Origin of the sequence: Cognatishimia sp. F0-27 (assembly GCF_020667845.1) — a bacterium.
In the GTDB taxonomy this organism is placed as follows: Bacteria; Pseudomonadota; Alphaproteobacteria; order Rhodobacterales; family Rhodobacteraceae; genus JAFMPQ01.
This window is the reverse complement of record NZ_JAFMPQ010000014.1, coordinates 91,236-109,320: the sequence shown is the minus strand read 5'-3', so window position 1 is coordinate 109,320 and position 18,085 is coordinate 91,236. Positions and strand designations below refer to the sequence as shown.

General features: G+C 64.2%; 17 protein-coding genes. 8 read left to right on the top strand and 9 right to left on the bottom strand.

Going from position 1 to position 18,085, the window contains the following annotated elements; genetic code table 11:
* Positions 1 to 91: 91 nt before the first annotated feature.
* The 4 genes from J1C49_RS09780 to J1C49_RS09765 all read right to left on the bottom strand — a co-directional run bounded on the left by J1C49_RS09780 (position 92) and on the right by J1C49_RS09765 (position 4,023).
* Complete coding sequence (locus tag J1C49_RS09780) at positions 92 to 1,081, bottom strand: ABC transporter permease (RefSeq protein WP_227445639.1); 990 nt, start codon at positions 1,079 to 1,081, stop codon at positions 92 to 94.
* A gap of 80 nt (positions 1,082 to 1,161) precedes the next feature.
* Complete coding sequence (locus J1C49_RS09775) at positions 1,162 to 2,136, bottom strand: ABC transporter permease (RefSeq protein WP_227445635.1); 975 nt, start codon at positions 2,134 to 2,136, stop codon at positions 1,162 to 1,164.
* A gap of 41 nt (positions 2,137 to 2,177) precedes the next feature.
* On the bottom strand, positions 2,178 to 2,969 hold the full coding sequence (locus J1C49_RS09770; RefSeq protein ID WP_227445634.1) for an SDR family NAD(P)-dependent oxidoreductase: 792 nt from the start codon (positions 2,967 to 2,969) through the stop codon (positions 2,178 to 2,180).
* Positions 2,970 to 3,060: 91 nt separating this feature from the next.
* Positions 3,061 to 4,023, bottom strand: a complete 963-nt coding sequence (locus J1C49_RS09765; RefSeq protein WP_227445633.1) for a sugar ABC transporter substrate-binding protein — start codon at positions 4,021 to 4,023, stop codon at positions 3,061 to 3,063.
* Positions 4,024 to 4,343: 320 nt separating this feature from the next.
* On the opposite strand from J1C49_RS09765, the gene J1C49_RS09760 reads away from it, so the two are divergent.
* From J1C49_RS09760 to J1C49_RS09735, 6 genes are all read left to right on the top strand, one after another.
* Positions 4,344 to 6,095 carry an extracellular solute-binding protein gene (locus tag J1C49_RS09760; protein ID WP_227445632.1) on the top strand — a complete coding sequence of 584 codons (1,752 nt, stop codon included), beginning with the start codon at positions 4,344 to 4,346 and terminating at the stop codon, positions 6,093 to 6,095.
* 16 nt (positions 6,096 to 6,111) lie between these two features.
* Positions 6,112 to 6,921 (top strand): SDR family NAD(P)-dependent oxidoreductase, encoded by an 810-nt coding sequence (locus J1C49_RS09755; RefSeq protein ID WP_227445631.1) that lies wholly within the window; start codon positions 6,112 to 6,114, stop codon positions 6,919 to 6,921.
* A gap of 75 nt (positions 6,922 to 6,996) precedes the next feature.
* Positions 6,997 to 8,295 (top strand): Xaa-Pro peptidase family protein, encoded by a 1,299-nt coding sequence (locus J1C49_RS09750; protein ID WP_227445630.1) that lies wholly within the window; start codon positions 6,997 to 6,999, stop codon positions 8,293 to 8,295.
* Between the two features lie 2 nt (positions 8,296 to 8,297).
* Positions 8,298 to 9,062, top strand: a complete 765-nt coding sequence (locus J1C49_RS09745) for an SDR family oxidoreductase (protein ID WP_227445629.1) — start codon at positions 8,298 to 8,300, stop codon at positions 9,060 to 9,062.
* Between the two features lie 13 nt (positions 9,063 to 9,075).
* The gene (locus J1C49_RS09740) at positions 9,076 to 9,819 is read left to right on the top strand and encodes an SDR family oxidoreductase (protein WP_227445628.1); all 744 of its coding nucleotides are present in this window, start codon (positions 9,076 to 9,078) and stop codon (positions 9,817 to 9,819) included.
* Positions 9,807 to 10,973: an alpha-hydroxy acid oxidase gene (locus tag J1C49_RS09735; RefSeq protein WP_227445627.1), complete on the top strand. Its 1,167-nt coding sequence runs from the start codon at positions 9,807 to 9,809 to the stop codon at positions 10,971 to 10,973. Before J1C49_RS09740 ends, J1C49_RS09735 begins: the two co-directional genes overlap by 13 nt.
* A gap of 12 nt (positions 10,974 to 10,985) precedes the next feature.
* On the opposite strand, the gene J1C49_RS09730 is transcribed toward J1C49_RS09735, so the two are convergent.
* A complete protein-coding gene (locus tag J1C49_RS09730) occupies positions 10,986 to 11,438 on the bottom strand; it encodes an Lrp/AsnC family transcriptional regulator (protein WP_227445638.1) in 453 nt (150 codons plus the stop codon).
* A 73-nt stretch (positions 11,439 to 11,511) separates the two neighbouring features.
* On the opposite strand from J1C49_RS09730, the gene J1C49_RS09725 reads away from it, so the two are divergent.
* Entirely contained in the window at positions 11,512 to 12,105 is a 594-nt protein-coding gene (locus tag J1C49_RS09725) for a LysE family translocator (RefSeq protein WP_227445626.1), read from the top strand.
* 80 nt (positions 12,106 to 12,185) lie between these two features.
* Entirely contained in the window at positions 12,186 to 13,148 is a 963-nt protein-coding gene (locus tag J1C49_RS09720) for an acetyl-CoA carboxylase carboxyltransferase subunit alpha (protein WP_227445625.1), read from the top strand.
* A 189-nt stretch (positions 13,149 to 13,337) separates the two neighbouring features.
* Here the strand turns inward: J1C49_RS09720 and J1C49_RS09715 are convergent, their stop codons facing one another.
* The 4 genes from J1C49_RS09715 to J1C49_RS09700 form a co-directional block, all read right to left on the bottom strand.
* Complete coding sequence (locus J1C49_RS09715; protein ID WP_227445624.1) at positions 13,338 to 14,315, bottom strand: LysR family transcriptional regulator; 978 nt, start codon at positions 14,313 to 14,315, stop codon at positions 13,338 to 13,340.
* A 572-nt stretch (positions 14,316 to 14,887) separates the two neighbouring features.
* The gene (locus tag J1C49_RS09710; protein WP_227445623.1) at positions 14,888 to 15,688 is read right to left on the bottom strand and encodes a transglutaminase family protein; all 801 of its coding nucleotides are present in this window, start codon (positions 15,686 to 15,688) and stop codon (positions 14,888 to 14,890) included.
* A gap of 16 nt (positions 15,689 to 15,704) precedes the next feature.
* On the bottom strand, positions 15,705 to 16,649 hold the full coding sequence (locus J1C49_RS09705) for an alpha-E domain-containing protein (protein ID WP_227445622.1): 945 nt from the start codon (positions 16,647 to 16,649) through the stop codon (positions 15,705 to 15,707).
* Between the two features lie 6 nt (positions 16,650 to 16,655).
* Positions 16,656 to 18,080: a circularly permuted type 2 ATP-grasp protein gene (locus J1C49_RS09700; RefSeq protein WP_227445621.1), complete on the bottom strand. Its 1,425-nt coding sequence runs from the start codon at positions 18,078 to 18,080 to the stop codon at positions 16,656 to 16,658.
* Positions 18,081 to 18,085 lie beyond the last annotated feature (5 nt).

Below are 18,085 nucleotides of genomic sequence, written 5' to 3'. Positions count from 1 at the left end.
TCGCCGGGCATGACGGAGAAGGACACCCCGTCCAGCGCCCGCACGCCGGGGAAGGTCTTGACGATATCATCGAGATGCAGCACCGGATCGGTCATACCTTCAGCTCCTCCTTGCCTTTGACGTTCAACTGTCGGTCGAGGATCAGCACCGCGATCAGGATCAGCCCGATGACCAGGTTGACCGTCGATGTATCCGCGCCGATATGGCCAAGGCCCTTGCGCAGGAGCTGGATCGCGATCACGCCGCCAAAGGTGCCGATCACGTTGCCCGCGCCACCGGTGATCTTGGTGCCGCCAAGCACCACGGCCGTGATGACCCAAAGCTCGTAAAGCTGTCCGTCATTGGGATTGACCGAGCCGCTTTCGGAGTAGAACACCACCGCCGAGAGCGCCGCGAGAAAGCCGATGATCGCAAAGTTGATCATCATGTGCGGCCCAACCCGGATGCCGGCATTGACCGCCGCTTCGCGGTTGTCACCGATCGCATAGGCGTTGCGACCATGCACGGTGCGCGCCATCAGGAACCAGACCGCCAGCGTGACCGCCAGCAGGAACCAGGAAGCGGTGGCAAGGCCCAGAAACTCGGCCTCGGCAAAATCGACCAGGGTCCAGTTGAGATGCGAGGTGGGGTTTTCGCCATTGAACATGAACACGATGCCGCGAAAGCCAAGCATGGAGCCCAGCGTGACGATGAAGGCATCGACCCCGGTTTTCCACACGATCAGCCCGTTGAGCGCCCCGAGCAGGGCACCGGTCACCAGCGCCAGAAGCCACGCAACCGGGATCACCCAGTCGCCCAGACCGGCGAAGATCGGCCATGTCATGCTGTCCAGCAACACGATGGCCGCGATGGCAAAGGTGGCCCCGACGGAGAGGTCGATATTGCCGTTCACCATCACCAGCGTCATGCCCATCGCGATGATGCCGATGGGGGCCGATTGCTTGAGCAGGAGCAGCATGTTCTCCCAGTCCATGAAGGCCTTGTCGGACAGCGAAAGGTATTCGCCGGCGATGGAGAAGAAGATCAACTCCAGCACGATGAAGCCCCAGATGGCTCCCCCGGCCAGCGCCTTGGAGAGCATCCCCTTGCGGGGCTGTGCCGCGACGGGGGCCGGCTGGACCGTTTGTTGGACGTCCTGTTGCATGGCGCGTCTCTCCTGTCTTATGCGATCGGGGACCAGAGCTTGCCGCGCTTGGCAGCGATATCGAGCCAGACCGCAAGGATGATGATGATCCAGGTCACGACGAACTGGACATAGAAGGGCAGGCCGATCAGCAGCAGACCGTTCTGGATGAAGCCAAGGATCAGCACACCGATCACCGTCTTGAAGATCGTGCCCGACCCGCCCAGAAGCGATGCCCCGCCAAGGATCACGGCGGCGAGAACCTCAAGCTCGAGCCCCTGCCCCACGGTGTTCTGCGAGCCGAGCGAGCGGCTGGCCTGTATGAGCCCGGCGGTGGCGACGCAGAAGGCCGAGATCAGGTAACAGGTGAACACAGTGCGCGCCCGGCGGATGCCCGAAAAGGTCGCCGCCGTGCCGTTGCCGCCCACGGCATAGACCTTGCGCCCGAAGGGCGTGCGGGACAGCACGATGCCGAGCAGCGCCGCAAGCGCGACAAAGATCAGGATCGGAACCGGGATGCCAAGAGCGGCACCCTGCCCGAAGACCGAGAACCACGTGCCCTCCTTGTCGGCGATGTCCATGTTCTGACCGCCCGAATAGGTCAGGGTGAGGCCGTGGATCGCAGAAAGCATCCCGAGCGTAACAATCAGCGAGTTGAGCCGGAGGTAGCCCACCAGAAAGCCGATGAAGGCCCCAAGGCAGAGCGTCATGGCAAACATCGCCGGAATCGCAAGGAACGGCCCGATCTGGTCATGCAGGTCGAGCACGACGATGGTGGAAAAGGACATCATCGAGCCGACGGACAGATCGAGATTACCGCTGATCACGACAAAGGTGACGCCCAGAGCCATGACACCGAGGATGGCCGAAGAGCGCACCACGCTGAACAGGTTGTCGGGTGTCAGGAATTTCGGGTTGGCAATTGTGAAGGCGATCATGAAGACCACAAAGGCGATCAGGATGCCCTGCTTGGCCAGAACGCTTCCGAGCTGTTGTCTTGTCATTGTGGCCATGATCTCCTCCCAAAGGTCGCTGGCGTCTCGTCTCTGCGCGATCAGACCAGGGTCATTCCCCCGTCGATCATGACGATCTGTCCCGTCATGTAATCGCTGTCGCGCGATGCAAGAAAGGTTGTCGTTCCGGTGATATCCTGTGGCAGCGCCACGCGGCCCTTGAGGATTTCGGAGGAGAATTCCTCCATCGCCTGTCCGGGGCGCTCGGCGGCACCAATCTCCAGAAGGTCCTGATCGACCTGATCCCACATTTCGGTGGCCACCACGCCCGGCGCGAAGCCGGTGACCGTGATGCCGTGTTTTGCCAGGTCGCGCGCGCCGGACTGGGTGAGCGACACGACGGCGAATTTCGAGGCGCAATAGGGCGCGACATTGTCAAAGCCCTGCCGGCTGGCAATGGAGGCGGTGTTGACGATCTTGCCGCCGGTGCCCTGCGCGATCATCTGGCGGGCGGCTTCCTGCATGCCGATCATGCAGCCAAGCCCGTTCACGCCCATGATGAAATTCCAGTTATCCTCGGTCACGTCCATGAAATTCATCGGCTTGTTGACGCCGGCATTGTTGAAGTTCACGTCGAGCCGCCCGAAGGTTTCGACCGTATGGGCGATCATGGCGCGGACCTGGGCGCGGTCGGTCACGTCCACCTGCGCCGATGTCACGCGCGCGGCATCTGTCCGGCTTCGGTTTGCCTCGGCCACTTCGGACACCGCGTCGCCGGTGATATCGGCGAAACAGACACTTGCGCCTTCGTCCAGAAGCGCCTCGCCAATGGCGCGGCCGATGCCGCGTGCGGCGCCCGTCACGATGCAGACGCGGTCAGACACCCGTCCCATGCGTGCCTCCCTCAAACTGTTGCAGATCTTGTCCGGCGGGTGGCGGGACATGAGAACCTGGCCCCCATGCCCCGCACCGGGGAGGGCGGTCTTAGAAGACCGGCTTGGTGAAGTCGCCCATGTTGTCCTGGGTGATCTTCGGCGTGTCGAAGTAGTTCAGGAACGGAATGTCTTCGCCGTTCAACACGTCAATCGCGGTTTTCAGCGCGGCTTCGGCATCGTCCACCGGAGACTGGTAGATCGATCCCCAGTATTCACCGGCCGCCATGGCCTCGTAGCCAACCGCGAAGTTGGTTGCGCCAACAAAGATGATGCCGTCGCGCCCCGCAGCCTTGGCCGCGTTGAGCGCGCCAACGCCCATGTTGTCGTCACCGGCATAGACGCCGTCGATGTCGTCATACTTGACGAGGAAGGCCTCCATGACCTGCTGGGATTTCTCGCGGTTCCAGTCGCCGGGCTGCGTGTCGACCACGGTCACGTTCGGGCAGACCTCGGGCAGGCGATCCTCGAAGCCCTTGGCCCGCTCGATGGCGGTGGTGTAGCCGGGCTGGCCGGTGATGTGCACCACCTGCGCCTCGTCCTCGATGCCCATGTCCTTGAACTTGTCGCACATGATCTCCGCGGAGCGCGCGCCCTGCGTGATATTGTCGGGACCGGAGAAGGATTTCACGAAGTCGAAGCCCGGCTCGGCGATGTTGGAGTTGGTCACGATGACCGGAATGCCGGCCTGATGCGCCTTGCGGACGGCCGGGATCACGGCCTCGCCATTGGTTGGCCAGATGATGATGGCATCGACCTCCTGCTGGATCAGGTCCTCCATCTGGGCGATCTGGCGGGCGACGTCGCCGCCGGCGTCGAGCACGACGGTCTCGACCTTGTCATTGGCCTCGGCCGCGGCAATGAACGCCTTCTCGTAGGTGGTCTGGTAGCTGTCGACGCCCACGTTGTTTTGCGTGATGCCGATCTTCATGGTGCCGTGGCCGTCGGCAAAGGCGGCGCCTGTCAGCGCCAGCGTGGCCGCGGTGGTCATGGCAAGCGTGCTGCGAAGTGTCATGGTCGTATTCCTCCCGTTGAACTGGTGCCGTCCTTGCAACCTTGGATGCCGGGCCGTGGGCTCCCTGCCCCATGCCCTCGCTGCTGTGGCCGGCTGCGCCAAATGTGCAGGTTAGACAAACCTATTCCGCCAACAAAAATATCCATATCGGATAATTAAATATCCAAATTGGACAATATCGGGATACGTTTCGGATGTCACTTTGAACATTTTCGAAAGGCGCATCCGTGACCCGCTCGCAGACAGACCCGCAGACAGATCACCCGACCAGACCGGATATTCCACGCACCCGGCCCGCACGCAAGGACACGCCCCCAACGATGAACGCGTTTTCAGGACACAGCCATTCCGGCCCGACATCGCCCGGCGCGATGCCCGAGCTGCTGGACATGGTGCAGTTCCTCGAAGCATTCAGCGACGAGATGGAGGATACGATCGACCTTGTGGCGCCCAACCCGCATCTGCGCATGGCGCTGCACCTGATGCAGGGCCATTTCAGCGCCAAGGTTGTCACGCCCACCGCGCTCATCGCCGCAAGCCGGGTCCCCTACGCCACGGCGAACCGACGCCTGCGCGAGATGCAGGAGGCGGGCCTCATAGAGCAGCGCCCGCGCACCCGGACCGGCAAAAGCTTTTCACTGCATCCCAGCGACAAGCTTCTGACCCAGTGGATGCAGCTTTCCGACCGCGTGCGCCGCCTCGCCGAAGATCGCTTTGGCGGTGCGGAAAAGGCCCAGGACACGCAGGATTACTACTTTGGCGGCAGCTACGCCGCGGCGCGGTCGATCCCGCCGCTGAGCGTGCGTCCCGAGCCTCTCAAGGTGCCGGGCGGCTTGCGCGTGCTGGTGCATGGCGACCCGACCTTCATGGTCATGGACAATCTCAAACGCCAGTTCGAGCAGGTGCTTGGCGCCCCGATCAATCAGCGCGCCTTCTCCATCGACCGGCTGCGCGAAGAGGCGCTGCGCAATGCCGACCGCCCCGCGAGCCGCTATGACATCATCGCTGTCGATCTGCCGTGGATCGGCGAGTTTGCCCAGAAAGGCGTGCTGATGCCGCTGGATGCGGCGATGCCGCTCGAGGATCTCGATCCGGCGGATTTCCATACCGCGGGCTGGCGCGCAACCCATTGGGGCGGTCGGGCCTATGGCGTGCCGGCTCAGACGACGCCGGAACTGCTGTTTTATCGCCGGGACCTGTTTGCCAAGGCCGGGCTTGAGCCGCCCAGCACGACCGAGAAACTCCTTGAGGCCGCAGAGCTGTTGCACGAACCGACGCGCGGTCGCTATGGCATTGCGTGGAACGCCTCGCGCGGCACGGCGCTTGGCCACACGGTGCTGATGACCATGGCGGATTTCGGTCAGCCGGTCTTTGACCTGGCCGAAACCGCCGGCGGGTTTGACACCGAAGCGCTTGCCGCAGGGGGGTATCGGCCGACCATAGACACGGATGCCGGGCTTCAGGCGGCGGAATTCCTTCTGGAGATCCTGAAATACTCGCCGCCCGATATCCTGTCGATGTCGTGGTATGAGCGGATCCGTCCCTATGCGGCGGGGCGCGTGGCGATGGCCTATGGTTACACGCTTCTGGCGCCGTATTTCGAGCTGGACGAAAGCTCGCCCGCCTATGAGCAGACCGGCTACCTGCCGCACCCGCCCGGACCGGGGGCCAGCCCGGTCGCACCGGTTGGCGGATACGCCATGGGCATCCCCGCGAACCTGCCGGAGGAGCGGATCGATGCTGCGGTCGAGGCGCTGAAGGTGTTCACATCGCCCGAGGCGCAGAAGCTCTACGTGCAGAACGGAAGCCGCACCAACCCGCGCTATTCCGTGGGTGCAGACCCGGAGGTGCGCCGCGCCTCGGCCATTTTCGAAGCGATCGACGGCATGTCCTGGCGCGATGAGTTGCAGTTCTGGCCGCGCCCGCCAGTGCCCGAGATTGCCGGCATCATCCAGATCTGCGGCGAGGAATTTCACGACATGCTGCGCGGGATCAACACCCCGCAGGACACGCTGCGCCGTGCGCAGCAGCGCGCCGACGCGCTGATACGACCAACAAACGGGACACCGTGACAGAGGAGGAGAGACCATGGACCCCAATCGCCTGAAGGGAAAGAACATCCTGATTACCGGTGCCGCGCGTGGCATGGGGGCGGCCAATGCCGAAGCCTTCGCCGCGCAGGGCGCCAATGTGTGCATCGGCGATCTGGATGGCGACGAGGCCCAGAAGGTCGCCGACACCATCAACGCCGCCGGGAACGGCAAGGCGATCGCGATCCGGATGGACGTGACCAAGCGCGAGGACAATGCCGCCGCGGTCGCCGCCACGGTCGAGGCCTTTGGCTCGATCAACGTGGGTCTGTTCAACGCGGGTCTCAACAAGCCCCGGTTCTTCATGGATATCGATGAGGACAACTGGGACATGATCATGAACGTCAACACCAAGGCGATGTGGCTCGGGATGCAGGAGACCGCGCGCCAGATGATCGCGCAGGGGCCGATGGAGGATCATCCCTACAAGCTCATCAACGTGGGCAGCATCGCGTCGCGCAAGCCACTGGTGGATGTGACGGTCTATTGCACCTCGAAATACGGCTGTCTCGCGCTGACCGAATGCGGCGCGCTTGGTCTGGCCGAGCACAACATCACCGTGAACGGCTATGCGCCCGGCGTGGTGGTGACCCCGCTTTGGGAACAGCTCGACAAGGATCTGGTCGAAATCGGGTTCAAGGAACGCGAGGGTCAGGCCTATGACGACATCGTCGCGAACAACCTTGTGATCAAGCGGGTGTCCTATCCCAAGGACATCATCGGCACCGCGTCGTTCCTGGCCAGCGATGACAGCGACTACATGACCGGCCAGATGATTTCGATCGATGGCGGCTGGGTCACGAAGTAAGCCGCCCGCTTTTCGTTCAATACTAAACAATCACCCTTGAACACGGGTCGCGATTGCGGCCCGGAGGAGATATTCATGTCACGCGCCTTGATGCCGAACATGCTCACCCCGCAGGATCTTGAGCCCAATTGGGAATGGCGGGAGAAGATCCCCGCCTGGGGGCACAGCTCCGTCGATTTCGAACGCCGGATCGACCATGACCGGCTGCGCCGGTATCGCCTCGCCCGCACGCGCCAGTCCCTGCAGAACTCCAATGCCGGGTCGCTGTTGCTCTTCGACGTGAACAACATCCGCTACGTTTCCGCCACCAAGATCGGCGAATGGGAGCGCGACAAGATGTGCCGCTTCTGTCTGCTGACCGGCGATGACAGCCCCTATGTCTGGGACTTCGGTTCCGCCGCGGTGCACCATCAGCGCTACTCGGACTGGCTCGAACCCGATCACTGCCTCGCCGGGGTGGTTGGCATGCGCGGCACCATTCCGCCGGAATTCGGCCTGATGCGCAAATATGCCAAGATGATCGCGCAGCTGATCAAGGATGCGGGCATGGCCAACATGCCGGTGGGCGTGGATTACGCCGAAACGGCGATGTTCCACGCGCTGCGCGAGGAGGGCATCAATGTCGTGGACGGCCAGCAGATCATGCTGGCGGCCCGCGAGATCAAGAACTGGGACGAGATCCAGCTTTTGACGCAGGCGGCCTCGATGGTCGATGGCGTCTATCACATGATCTACGAGGAGCTGAAACCCGGCGTGCGCGAGAGCGATATCGTCGCGCTGTCGAACAAGATGCTCTACGAGATGGGGTCGGACGATGTGGAGGCGATCAACGCCATTTCCGGCGAGCGCTGCAACCCGCATCCGCATAATTTCACCGACCGGCTGATCCGGCCGGGGGACCAGGCGTTTTTCGATATACTCCAGAGTTACCAGGGATATCGGACGTGCTACTACCGGACCTTCAATGTCGGGCGCGCAACGCCGGCGCAGAACGACGCCTATGTGAAGGCCCGCGAATGGATCGACGCGTCCATCGAGATGATCAAGCCCGGTGTGAGCACGGACAAGGTGGCCGAAGTCTGGCCAACCGCCGAAAGCCTCGGCTTTCCGAACGAGGACGCGGCTTTCGGTCTGCAATTCGGGCACGGGCTGGGTCTGGCTCTGCATGAGCGGCCCATCATCAGCCGCGCGGTCAGCCTCGATCACCCGATGGAGATCCAGACCGGGATGGTCTTTGCGCTGGAGACCTATTGTCCGGCGACGGACGGGTATTCGGCCGCGCGGATCGAGGAAGAGGTCGTGGTGACGGAAACCGGCTGCGAGGTGATCAGCCTCTTCCCGGCCGAAGACCTGCCCATCGCGAACCGGTATTGACCATGGCCAATCCCTTTGACCTGAGCGGGCGCCGCGCGCTTGTCACCGGTGGGGCCACGGGCATTGGCGAGGGCATTGCCCTTGCCCTTGCCGAGGCCGGGGCGGATGTGGCGCTGACCTATCGCAGCCATGCGCCGCAGGAGACACAGGCCTGGATCGAGGCTATGGGGCGCAGCTGCGCCGCGGTGCGGGCGGATTTCACCGATATGGACCAAGCCGGGGCCGAAGCGGTCGTGGGCTTTGCCCGCGACGCGCTTGGCGGGCTCGACATCTTGGTCAACAATGCCGGGATCATCCACCGCGAAGACAGTGCGGAGATGCCGCTGAAGGACTGGCGGCAGGTGCTGTCGGTCAACCTCGACTCGGTCTGGCTTCTGAGTCAGGCGGCGGGACGGCACATGCTGGCGCAGGGCGGCGGGAAGATCGTCATCGTCTCGTCCGTGCTCGGGTCGCAGGGCGGCCTGCGCGTGCCAGCATATGCGTCGAGCAAACATGCCGTTCTGGGCCTGACCAAGGCGCTGTGCAACGAATGGGCGGGGCATGGCGTCAACGTCAACGCCATTGCTCCGGGCTACACGGCGACGGACAACACGCAAGCGCTGCGCGACGATCCGGACCGCTCGAAAGCGCTTCTGGAGCGCATTCCCGCGGGCCGGTTTGCCGAACCCTCCGAAATCGCGGGCGCGGCGGTGTTTCTCGCCTCCGATGCGGCGGCCTATTGCCATGGCAGCACCGTGACCGTGGATGGCGGCTGGATGGCGCGCTGAAAGGACAGACATGATGGAACAGAGTTTGACAGGAAAGACCGCGCTGGTGACGGCCGCGGCAAACGGGATCGGGCGCGCCTCTGCCGAGGCGCTGGCCGCGCGCGGGGCGACGGTGATCGCCACCGACATCGCCGAAGAGCCGCTCGCCACGCTGGACGCGAGCCACCCGGCAATCACCGGCAGGCGGCTCGACGTGATGGACAACGCCGCCGTGCAGGCGCTCGTCGCGTCGCTGCCGCCGCTCGACATCCTCGTGAATTGCGCAGGCTGGGTGCATGATGGCACGATTCTCGATTGCGACGACACGGTTTGGGACAGGTCCTTCGACCTCAATGCCAAGGCGCTGTTCCAGGTGACACGCACGGTCTTGCCGGGGATGCTGGAAAAGGGCGGCGGGTCGATCGTCAATATCGCGTCCATCGTGTCGAGCGAGAAAGGCGCGCCGCGGCGCTTTGCCTATGGCGCCTCCAAGGCCGCGATCATCGGCATGACCAAGTCGATCGCCGCGGATTTCGTCAAACAGGGCATCCGCTGCAACGCGATCTGCCCCGGCACGGTGCAGAGCCCGTCGCTGAATGACAGGCTTGCGGCGACCGGCGATTTCGAGGCTGCGCTTGCCGCCTTCAAGGATCGTCAACCCATGGGGCGGCTTGGCCAGCCGGAAGAGATCGCCGAGATGGTGTGTTACCTCGCCGGTGATCTGGCGGGCTTCACCACCGGGCAGGCGATTGCGGTCGATGGCGGGTGGTCGATCTGATGCGGCTGGACCGCGCGGCCTCCATCGACGATCTTCGCGCCATGGCCCGGCGGCGCATTCCGCGCTTTGCCTTTGATCTGGTGGATGGCGGCGCGGAAAGCGAACGCAACCTGCGCCGCAACAGCGCCGCCTTTGAAGAGGTGGAACTGACCCCGCGCTACATGCGTGATGTCGGGCAGATCGACACGGGGCTGCGGCTTTTCGGGCAGGCGTTTGCCGCGCCCTTCGGCATGGCCCCCATCGGGATGCTCAACGCCTTCTGGCCCGGAGCGGATGTGATGCTGGCGCGCTTGTGCAAGGCCCGTAACATCCCCTACACGGCCTCTTCCGCCGCATCGACCCCGCTTGAGACGCTGGCGGAAGCCGCCGATGGCAACGGCTGGTTCCAGCTTTACGTGTCCAGCGATGCCGATGTCACCGAAGGGCTGGTCGTCCGGGCCGAGACCGCGGGCTATCCGGTGATGATGGTGACGGCCGATGTGCCCGCCGCGGGCAAGCGGGACCGCGACATTCGCAACCGTCTGGCCGTGCCGTTCCGGTTTACGCCCGACGTCGTCCTGCAATGCGCGCTCAAACCACGCTGGTCGCTCACCAGCCTCCGCCATGGCACGCCGAACGTGGCCAATTACGCCGATCTGCTTCAGAGCGCGACCTCCTATGCGGAGGTGCAAAAGACGCTGATCACGCCCGGGTTCACCTGGGACGATCTCGCGCGCCTGCGGGACCGCTGGAAAGGCCGGCTTCTGGTGAAGGGGATCCTGCACCCGCAGGATGCGCTGCGCTGCGCCGAAATCGGGTGCGACGGGATCGTCGTGTCGAACCATGGCGGGCGGCAGGTGGCCTTCGGCCCGCCGACGATCGAGGCGTTGCCGCCGATTGTGCGCGCGCTTGGCGGACAGATGACGGTGCTGCTCGACAGTGGCATCCGGCGCGGCGCCGATCTGTTGCGCGCCAAGGCGTTGGGCGCGGATTTTACCCTCGCCGGGCGGGCGCTCGCCTTTGGCGTGGGCGCAGGCGGGGCGGCGGGCGCGGCGCGTGCCTTCGAGATCCTCGAACTGGAGCTTGTCCGCGCGCTTGGCCAGCTTGGGGCCGCGCGCTTTGCCGATGTCGGGCCGGACATGCTCTCAACGGCTGTGGCGCAGGCCGCGCCCTGAGCACCGCCGCGCTCAGGCGCGGTCATCCTTCGGGCTGCCCATCACCACATAGGAGGTGATCGCGTTCACCTGCGGCAAGGTGCCGAGCACTTCGGTATGGAAATGCTTGTAGGCCGCGAGGTCCCGGGCCTCGACCCGCAGCAGGTATTCGACGGTTCCGGTGATATTGTGGCATTCGCGGACCTCCGAGGCGCGGGAAATGGCGCGTTCAAAGGCTTCCTGTGCGGATTTCGTGTGGGTGTTCAGCCCAACGGTGATGTAGGCGACAAAGCCGATGCCCATCTTGTCGGGCGACAGCACCGCCCGGTAGCCCGCGATGACCCCTGACTTTTCGAGCGCGGCCACCCGGCGCAGGCAAGCGGAGGGCGACAGGCCCACGGTTTCGGCCAGCGCGAGGTTGCTGATCCGGCCATCGCGGGAGAGGACGCGCAATATCTTGCGGTCAATATCGTCAAGATCGATCATTAGTTGCAAGGATGCCGCGCAATAAGGCGTTTTCGCAAGCCTTCACCGGCACTTCTCCGCCAAATTGTGCGGCATGACACCGGAAATCTTCACTGCGCTGGCACTCTTTGCCCTGTCTTCGGTCATCACGCCGGGGCCCAACAACCTGATGCTGATGGCATCGGGAGCCAATTTCGGTTTCGTGCGGTCGGTGCCGCACATGTTCGGTGTGGGCCTCGGGTTCCCGCTGATGATCCTGCCGGTCGGGCTGGGGGTGATGGCTCTCTTCGACGCGGTTCCGCTGGCGCGCACGCTGCTGACGGTGCTGTCGGTGGCGTATCTGCTTTGGCTGGCCTGGAGGATTGCCCATGCCGCGGCACCGGGGGAAGCGGCGGCGGGCGCGCGCCCGTTGCGCTTTGTGGAAGCCTGTGCGTTCCAGTGGGTCAACCCGAAGGCGTGGTCCATGGCCTTGAGCGCAATCACGCTCTTTGCTCCCGGCCGGGAGTTCGGGGCCGTGCTCTGGGTGGCGGGAACCTATGCGGCCATGGGGTGCATCTCGACAACCACATGGGTCACGTTGGGCCGGCAGATCCGGCGGTTTCTGACCACGCCACGGCGCTTGCAGCTGTTCAACTGGTCGATGGCGGGACTGCTTGTGGCCTCGATGCTGTTGGTCTTTGCGCTGTGAGGGACGATTGCATCCGCCGCCCCGCCACGCCATATACCGGGTAAGAGTTGCGTCGATACGCTGCGTTCGAAAGGCTTCCCATGACCCATTACCTCGATTTCGAGAGACCGCTGGCCGAGATTGAAGGCAAGGCAGAAGAGCTGCGCGCCATGGCGCGGGGCAATGACGAGATGGATGTGGAAGAGGAAGCCGCCGCGCTCGATGCCAAGGCGGCGACGCTTCTTGCGGAGCTTTACGGCAAGCTGACCCCGTGGCGCAAATGCCAGGTGGCGCGGCATCCGCAGCGCCCGCATTGCAAAGACTATATCGAAGCGCTGTTCACCGAATATACACCGCTGGCCGGCGACCGCGGCTTTGCCGACGATCAGGCGGTGATGGGCGGGCTTGCACGGCTCGATGACCGGCCGGTCATGGTGATCGGCCATGAAAAGGGGCATGACACGCAATCGCGGCTGTCCCGGAATTTCGGCATGGCGCGACCCGAAGGCTATCGCAAGGCGATCCGCCTGATGGAGATGGCAGGCCGGTTCGGCCTGCCGGTGGTTACGCTGATCGACACGCCCGGGGCCTATCCGGGCAAGGGCGCCGAGGAACGCGGGCAGTCCGAGGCGATCGCCCGCTCGACAGAGGCCTGCCTGCGCATCGGCGTGCCGCTGGTGTCGGTTGTGATCGGCGAGGGCGGGTCCGGCGGCGCGGTAGCCTTCGCGACGGCGAACCGGGTCGCGATGCTGGAGCATTCCGTCTATTCGGTGATCTCGCCCGAAGGCTGCGCATCGATCCTTTGGAAGGACGCGGAGAAAATGCGCGAAGCCGCCGAAGCGCTGCGCCTGACGGCACAGGACCTGCTCAAGCTCGGTGTGGCGGACCGGATCATCCCGGAGCCGCTCGGCGGCGCGCATCGCGACCCCGCTGCGACCATGGCGGCGGTCAAGTCAATGTTGAACACCATGCTGTCGGAATTCGACGAGCGCGATGCGGCCCAGCTGATCGCGGACCGGCGGCGGAAATACCTCAACATTGGCTCCAAGGGTCTCGCCGCCTAGCCCGCTCCGGCACCGGCAGAGCAAGCCCGTCCGCGCGCGCACGGAGGGCACGACCGCCGCGTCGATGGCCAGTCTGTGACCCAACCATAGTGCCTGTTTCCGGGTCGGGGTCGGGGTGCGCGCAATCGGCATGGGCACCGTCGACCCGCGCCTTGGCAGCGGCTGACCGCCAGCCACCAAGGCCCCCGATCAGAGCATGGCCGCGGAGTCGATGGCAAAGCTGTCACCCAACCATGGTGCCTGTTTCCGGGTCGGGGTGATGACCCGCTCGATCAGCATGGGCACCATCAGGCCGCGCACCAATATCGCCAGTTCCTGCGGGAAGGATGGTGTATGAAACAGCGCGATCCGGCGCGAAAACGCCCCTTTGGGCAAGGCCATCGGGCGCAAAGCCCCGTGCAGCCGGGACAGGCGCGCATAGTTCAACGCCGTCGTGATGGTCCAGGCCCCGCCGGTTGCGATGGTGCCAAGAATGGCGGCGCTGCTGTCATATTCTTCGGCCGGAGCAAGCGCGATACGGCGGCGCGCCAGTTCCGCGTCGATACGGCGGCGCATGTATTGCCCGGCCCCGTAGCGCAAGAAACGCAGACCCGAGCCGCCCGCGAGCAGGGTTTGCGCGTCCAGCCCCGCCTCCGCCGGCGCCACGAGGATGAAGGGATCGTGCAACAGCCGGACCTCGCCGGCAAAGGCCTGTTGCTCTCCGGTTTCGGCCGCTATCCCGATATGGGCCTCGCCATTGGCCACCATGCGCCGGATCTCGTGACTCGGGCGGGTGGTAAACACCAATCCGCAAGCCGGAAGCCGGGCCTTCAGAGCGTGTGACAGGGCTGGCACCACATCGGCATCGAGATCCTCGATGGCGGCAATCTGGATCGTTTGGGCGTAGCCGGACAGGCGCGGCGCAGACAGCCGGAAAAGACCGCGCTCCAACGCCGCGAAAGCCTCGTCGGCGCAGGCCAGCAGCGCTTCGCCCTCGAAAGTGGGCGTGACGGGACGCTCCTCTGTCAGCAGCGCAACGCCAGTCACCGCTTCGAGCCGGGCGATGTGATAGGACACAGTGCTGGGCACAAGGCCAAGCCGATCCGCCGCGCCCCGGATCGAGCCACAGCGCAGCACGGCCCGGAAGGATGCGAGCCATTTCAAGCTCAGATCGTCCGGCTGGATCATGTATGCGCCATTGATGAAACCATGACGGCATCTGAGCGCATCTGGCGCGCGCGCGCCAGAGAGGATCGCAGATTACCGCGTGCCGGGCGGACCGGGGCCGCCGCGCCCGGTTGCAGGCCGACCGCGGCAACCTGCGCGCAGAGCCCCCGGCATGGCTCGCAACATCCCTCGAAACGAGCAACGCAACACAAAACGACACGGCGCGCGCGGCCCTCGCGTGTGCTTCAAACATCGGACCGACCGGGGCCTACCCCCGCCGCAAGCATACGCCGGTTCCACGGGGGTATCCCCCGGCTGTGGCGCGGTGGTTTTGCGCGGTCTGGAGGCCCTCCCCCAGCTTCGTCGGGGTTTCAACGCCCGCCCCGCGCATTCGCGCGGGCCGATGCCAGAGCGACGGCTTCCCACGCGCAATCGACCGGCGCGCGGGATGATGCCACGCTCCGCTTCGGCACCGCCGTCGGAAAGGCGCAGAGGCGCGGCATGGGCATCCTGCCGACGATCCGTTCCGGTCGCATTGCCTGCTTTGGGTGCCAACCGGCAGCGGGGCCCGGTTGGGGTGCGGTTTCGATATGCTACTGCTGTGCCACGGCGATTTGCACGTCAAGCGCTTCGGCGGCGCCGCCAAACACCGCGCCGGTCACCGGGGCGGCGTCGCGATAGTCCAGACCCGTGGCGACCCGGACATAGCGTTGGTCGGGGGACATGCCGTTGGAGACGTCAAAGCCGACCCATCCCAACCCGTCCACATGCGCCTCGGCCCAGGCATGCATCGCGTCCTGCTCGACCCGATCATCCAGCATGAGGTAGCCCGAAACATAGCGCGCAGGATAGCCGAGACGCCGCGCGGCGGCGAGAAAGACATGGGTGTGGTCCTGACATACGCCGCGCCCGGCGGACAGCGCGTCTTCGGCGGTCCAGTCCGACTCGGACGCGCCAACCTCATAGGCCACCGCCGCGTGGATCGCCGCCATCAGCCCGTGCAACCGGGCGAGATCATTCTCCGCAGGCTCCAGATCCTTGAGCAGCGCACGCACGCCCGGTCCGGGCTTGGTGCGCTCGGTTTCATGACTGTAGAGCCACAGAGGCGCGGGGCCGCGATGCGGTCCTACAACGCCGTGGCCTTCGACCATGCTGACCAGCCCTTCACAGCGGATCAGCAGCTCCTGCGTGCCTTTCTCGAAGCGGACAAGATGGACATGGTTGTTGTGATGATCGTCATATTCGAGGTCTATCCGCCCTCCCTCGACCACCGTCTTCCACTCCTCGATGGTCTGATGCCGGGTTGCCTTGGGCGTCTTTCGAAGCTGTTGCAGCCCGTAGGGCACTGGCGCTTCGAAGCGGTAGCGGGTCACGTGAGAAATGGTCAGCTTCATATCTGTTTCCACCCGCCTATTCGTAAAACCGGTAATCGACTTCGATCTGGCGCCCGAGCCCCGCGAGATCATTCAGCACCGTCTGCAGGAATTCGTGCAGGCCCAATTCGAAGATGTGCTCGATATCCTGGTCGAGATAGCCGCGCCGCATGTCGCGCACCTTCAGCAGCGCCGGCGCCGGCTCCGTGCCGTAGGTGTTGGCGAGGAAGGTCAGGTTGCTGTCAAGCTTGCTGAGGCAGAACTGCAAGGAGCGCGGCATGCGCCCGTCGAGGATCAGGAACCGCGCAATGTCCTTGGGATCGTAGGCATTGTCATAAGCGACGCGAAAGCCGCCCCGCGCGGAGACCGACCGCAGGATGATCTCCCATTGCACATTGTCGATGCTGGAGCCGACGGACCGCACCGAGGGCAGCAGCACGTAGTATTTCACATCGAGGATGCGCGCGGTCTGGTCCGCACGTTCGAGAAAGGTGCCGATGCGGGCGAAGTCGAAAAAGTCATTCCGCAGCATCGTGCCCAGCGTGGAGCCGCGCACGAGGGCCGTGCCCTGCCGGATTTGCCCCAGCACCTTGGGCAGGTCGCGTTCGCTGACCTTGCGCGCCAGAACATCCTGCGCGCTCATGTAAATGCGGTTGACCGCTTCCCAGACTTCGCCGGTGAGCGCGGTCCGCACGGAGCGGGCATTCTGGCGTGCGGCGCAGATGCAGGAATAGACCGAAGACGGGTTGTCGCGCGCGCGCAGGAGCCAGTCGATGGCCGCGTCCTTGGTCACATTGTCATGCAGCTGGCCAAATCCGTCGAAGACTCCGGCTGTCTTGAGCACGGAGCGCCATTCGTCATCGGTGGAGTCGAGCCGGGTGAGCGCGATCCGCTGACCGGTTTCAATCAGGCGCGCGGTGTTTTCTGCCCGTTCGAGATAACGATACATCCAGAACAGGCCGTTGGCGGTTCTTCCAAGCATGGCGCGTCAGTCCTCCAAGACCCAGGTGTCCTTGGTTCCGCCGCCCTGGCTTGAATTGACCACAAGCGACCCTTTCTTGAGCGCGACCCGTGTCAAGCCTCCGGGGGTAATCTTGATCCCCTCGGGGCTCACCAGCACGAAGGGGCGCAGGTCCACGTGGCGTGGGCTCAGCCCGGCGCGGGTGAATATCGGGCAGGTGGAGAGGGCCAATGTCGGCTGTGCGATATAGTTGGAGGGCCGCGCCTTCAGCTTGCGCCGGAACGCCGCCAGATCCTTCTTGGTCGCGGTGGGGCCGATCAGCATGCCGTAGCCGCCGGAGCCATGCACCTCCTTGACCACGAGCTCGGGCAGGTTGTCGAGCACATAGGCGAGGCTTTCGGGATCGGAACAGCGCCATGTCGGCACGTTTTCGAGCAAGGGCCGCTCACCCGTATAGAATTCCACGATCTCGGGCATGTAGCTGTAGATCGCCTTATCATCGGCGATGCCGGTGCCCGGCGCATTGGCGATTGTCACCCGGCCCGCGCGATAGACATCGAGGATGCCCGGCACCCCAAGCTGGCTTTCCGGATTGAGGTTGAGCGGGTCGAGGAAATCGTCATCCACGCGCCGATACAGCACGTCAATCGGCTTGTAGCCCTCCGTCGTGCGCATGGCGACACGACCATCGACGATCTGGAGATCATGGCCCTCCACCAGCTCGACACCCATCTTGTCGGCCAGGAATGCATGTTCGAAATACGCCGAATTGTAGATCCCCGGTGTCAGCACCGCCACGCACGGGCTTGATCCGGCCGTCTTTGGCGCACAGGCGGCCAATGACCGCCGCAGGTCGGCGGGGTAGGTTTCCACCTCGCGCACGCGATTGCGGGAAAACAGCTCCGGGAACATCTGGAGCATGGTTTCGCGGTTTTCGAGCATGTAGCTGACGCCCGACGGGGTGCGAGCGTTGTCTTCGAGCACATAGAACTCGTTGTCGCCGGTGCGCACCAGATCGATGCCGACGATATGGGTATAGACCCCTGCGGGCGGCTCCACCCCGATCATATGCGGCAGGAAGGCCGCGTTCCGCGATATCATCTCCGCCGGGATACGCCCGGCCTTCACGATCTCCTGACGGTGATAGATGTCATAGAGAAAGGCATTGATCGCCCGCACGCGCTGTTCGATGCCGCGTGACAGCTTTTGCCATTCATAGCCGGAAATGATGCGTGGGATGATGTCGAAAGGGATCAGACGTTCTTCGGCCTCGGCACGGCCATAGACGTTGAAGGTGATGCCGGTCAGGCGAAAAAGCTCATCCGCCTCGCGTTGTTTGGCGCGCAGCCCTTTGACGTCCTCGCCTTCCCACCACTGATGAAACCCCTGATAGGGGCCACGAAGACTCTCTTCGGTGCCCCACATTTCGTCGTAGATTGGTTTGTCACTCATGTCCC

Coding starts and splice junctions, on each gene's coding strand:
- J1C49_RS09780 (WP_227445639.1), bottom strand. CDS start 1,081: ATGCTCTCCAAGGCGCTGGCCGGGGGAGCCATCTGGGGCTTCATCGTG.
- J1C49_RS09775 (WP_227445635.1), bottom strand. CDS start 2,136: ATGGCCACAATGACAAGACAACAGCTCGGAAGCGTTCTGGCCAAGCAG.
- J1C49_RS09770 (WP_227445634.1), bottom strand. CDS start 2,969: ATGGGACGGGTGTCTGACCGCGTCTGCATCGTGACGGGCGCCGCACGC.
- J1C49_RS09765 (WP_227445633.1), bottom strand. CDS start 4,023: ATGACACTTCGCAGCACGCTTGCCATGACCACCGCGGCCACGCTGGCG.
- J1C49_RS09760 (WP_227445632.1), top strand. CDS start 4,344: ATGAACGCGTTTTCAGGACACAGCCATTCCGGCCCGACATCGCCCGGC.
- J1C49_RS09755 (WP_227445631.1), top strand. CDS start 6,112: ATGGACCCCAATCGCCTGAAGGGAAAGAACATCCTGATTACCGGTGCC.
- J1C49_RS09750 (WP_227445630.1), top strand. CDS start 6,997: ATGTCACGCGCCTTGATGCCGAACATGCTCACCCCGCAGGATCTTGAG.
- J1C49_RS09745 (WP_227445629.1), top strand. CDS start 8,298: ATGGCCAATCCCTTTGACCTGAGCGGGCGCCGCGCGCTTGTCACCGGT.
- J1C49_RS09740 (WP_227445628.1), top strand. CDS start 9,076: ATGGAACAGAGTTTGACAGGAAAGACCGCGCTGGTGACGGCCGCGGCA.
- J1C49_RS09730 (WP_227445638.1), bottom strand. CDS start 11,438: ATGATCGATCTTGACGATATTGACCGCAAGATATTGCGCGTCCTCTCC.
- J1C49_RS09725 (WP_227445626.1), top strand. CDS start 11,512: ATGACACCGGAAATCTTCACTGCGCTGGCACTCTTTGCCCTGTCTTCG.
- J1C49_RS09720 (WP_227445625.1), top strand. CDS start 12,186: ATGACCCATTACCTCGATTTCGAGAGACCGCTGGCCGAGATTGAAGGC.
- J1C49_RS09715 (WP_227445624.1), bottom strand. CDS start 14,315: ATGATCCAGCCGGACGATCTGAGCTTGAAATGGCTCGCATCCTTCCGG.
- J1C49_RS09710 (WP_227445623.1), bottom strand. CDS start 15,688: ATGAAGCTGACCATTTCTCACGTGACCCGCTACCGCTTCGAAGCGCCA.
- J1C49_RS09705 (WP_227445622.1), bottom strand. CDS start 16,649: ATGCTTGGAAGAACCGCCAACGGCCTGTTCTGGATGTATCGTTATCTC.
- J1C49_RS09700 (WP_227445621.1), bottom strand. CDS start 18,080: ATGAGTGACAAACCAATCTACGACGAAATGTGGGGCACCGAAGAGAGT.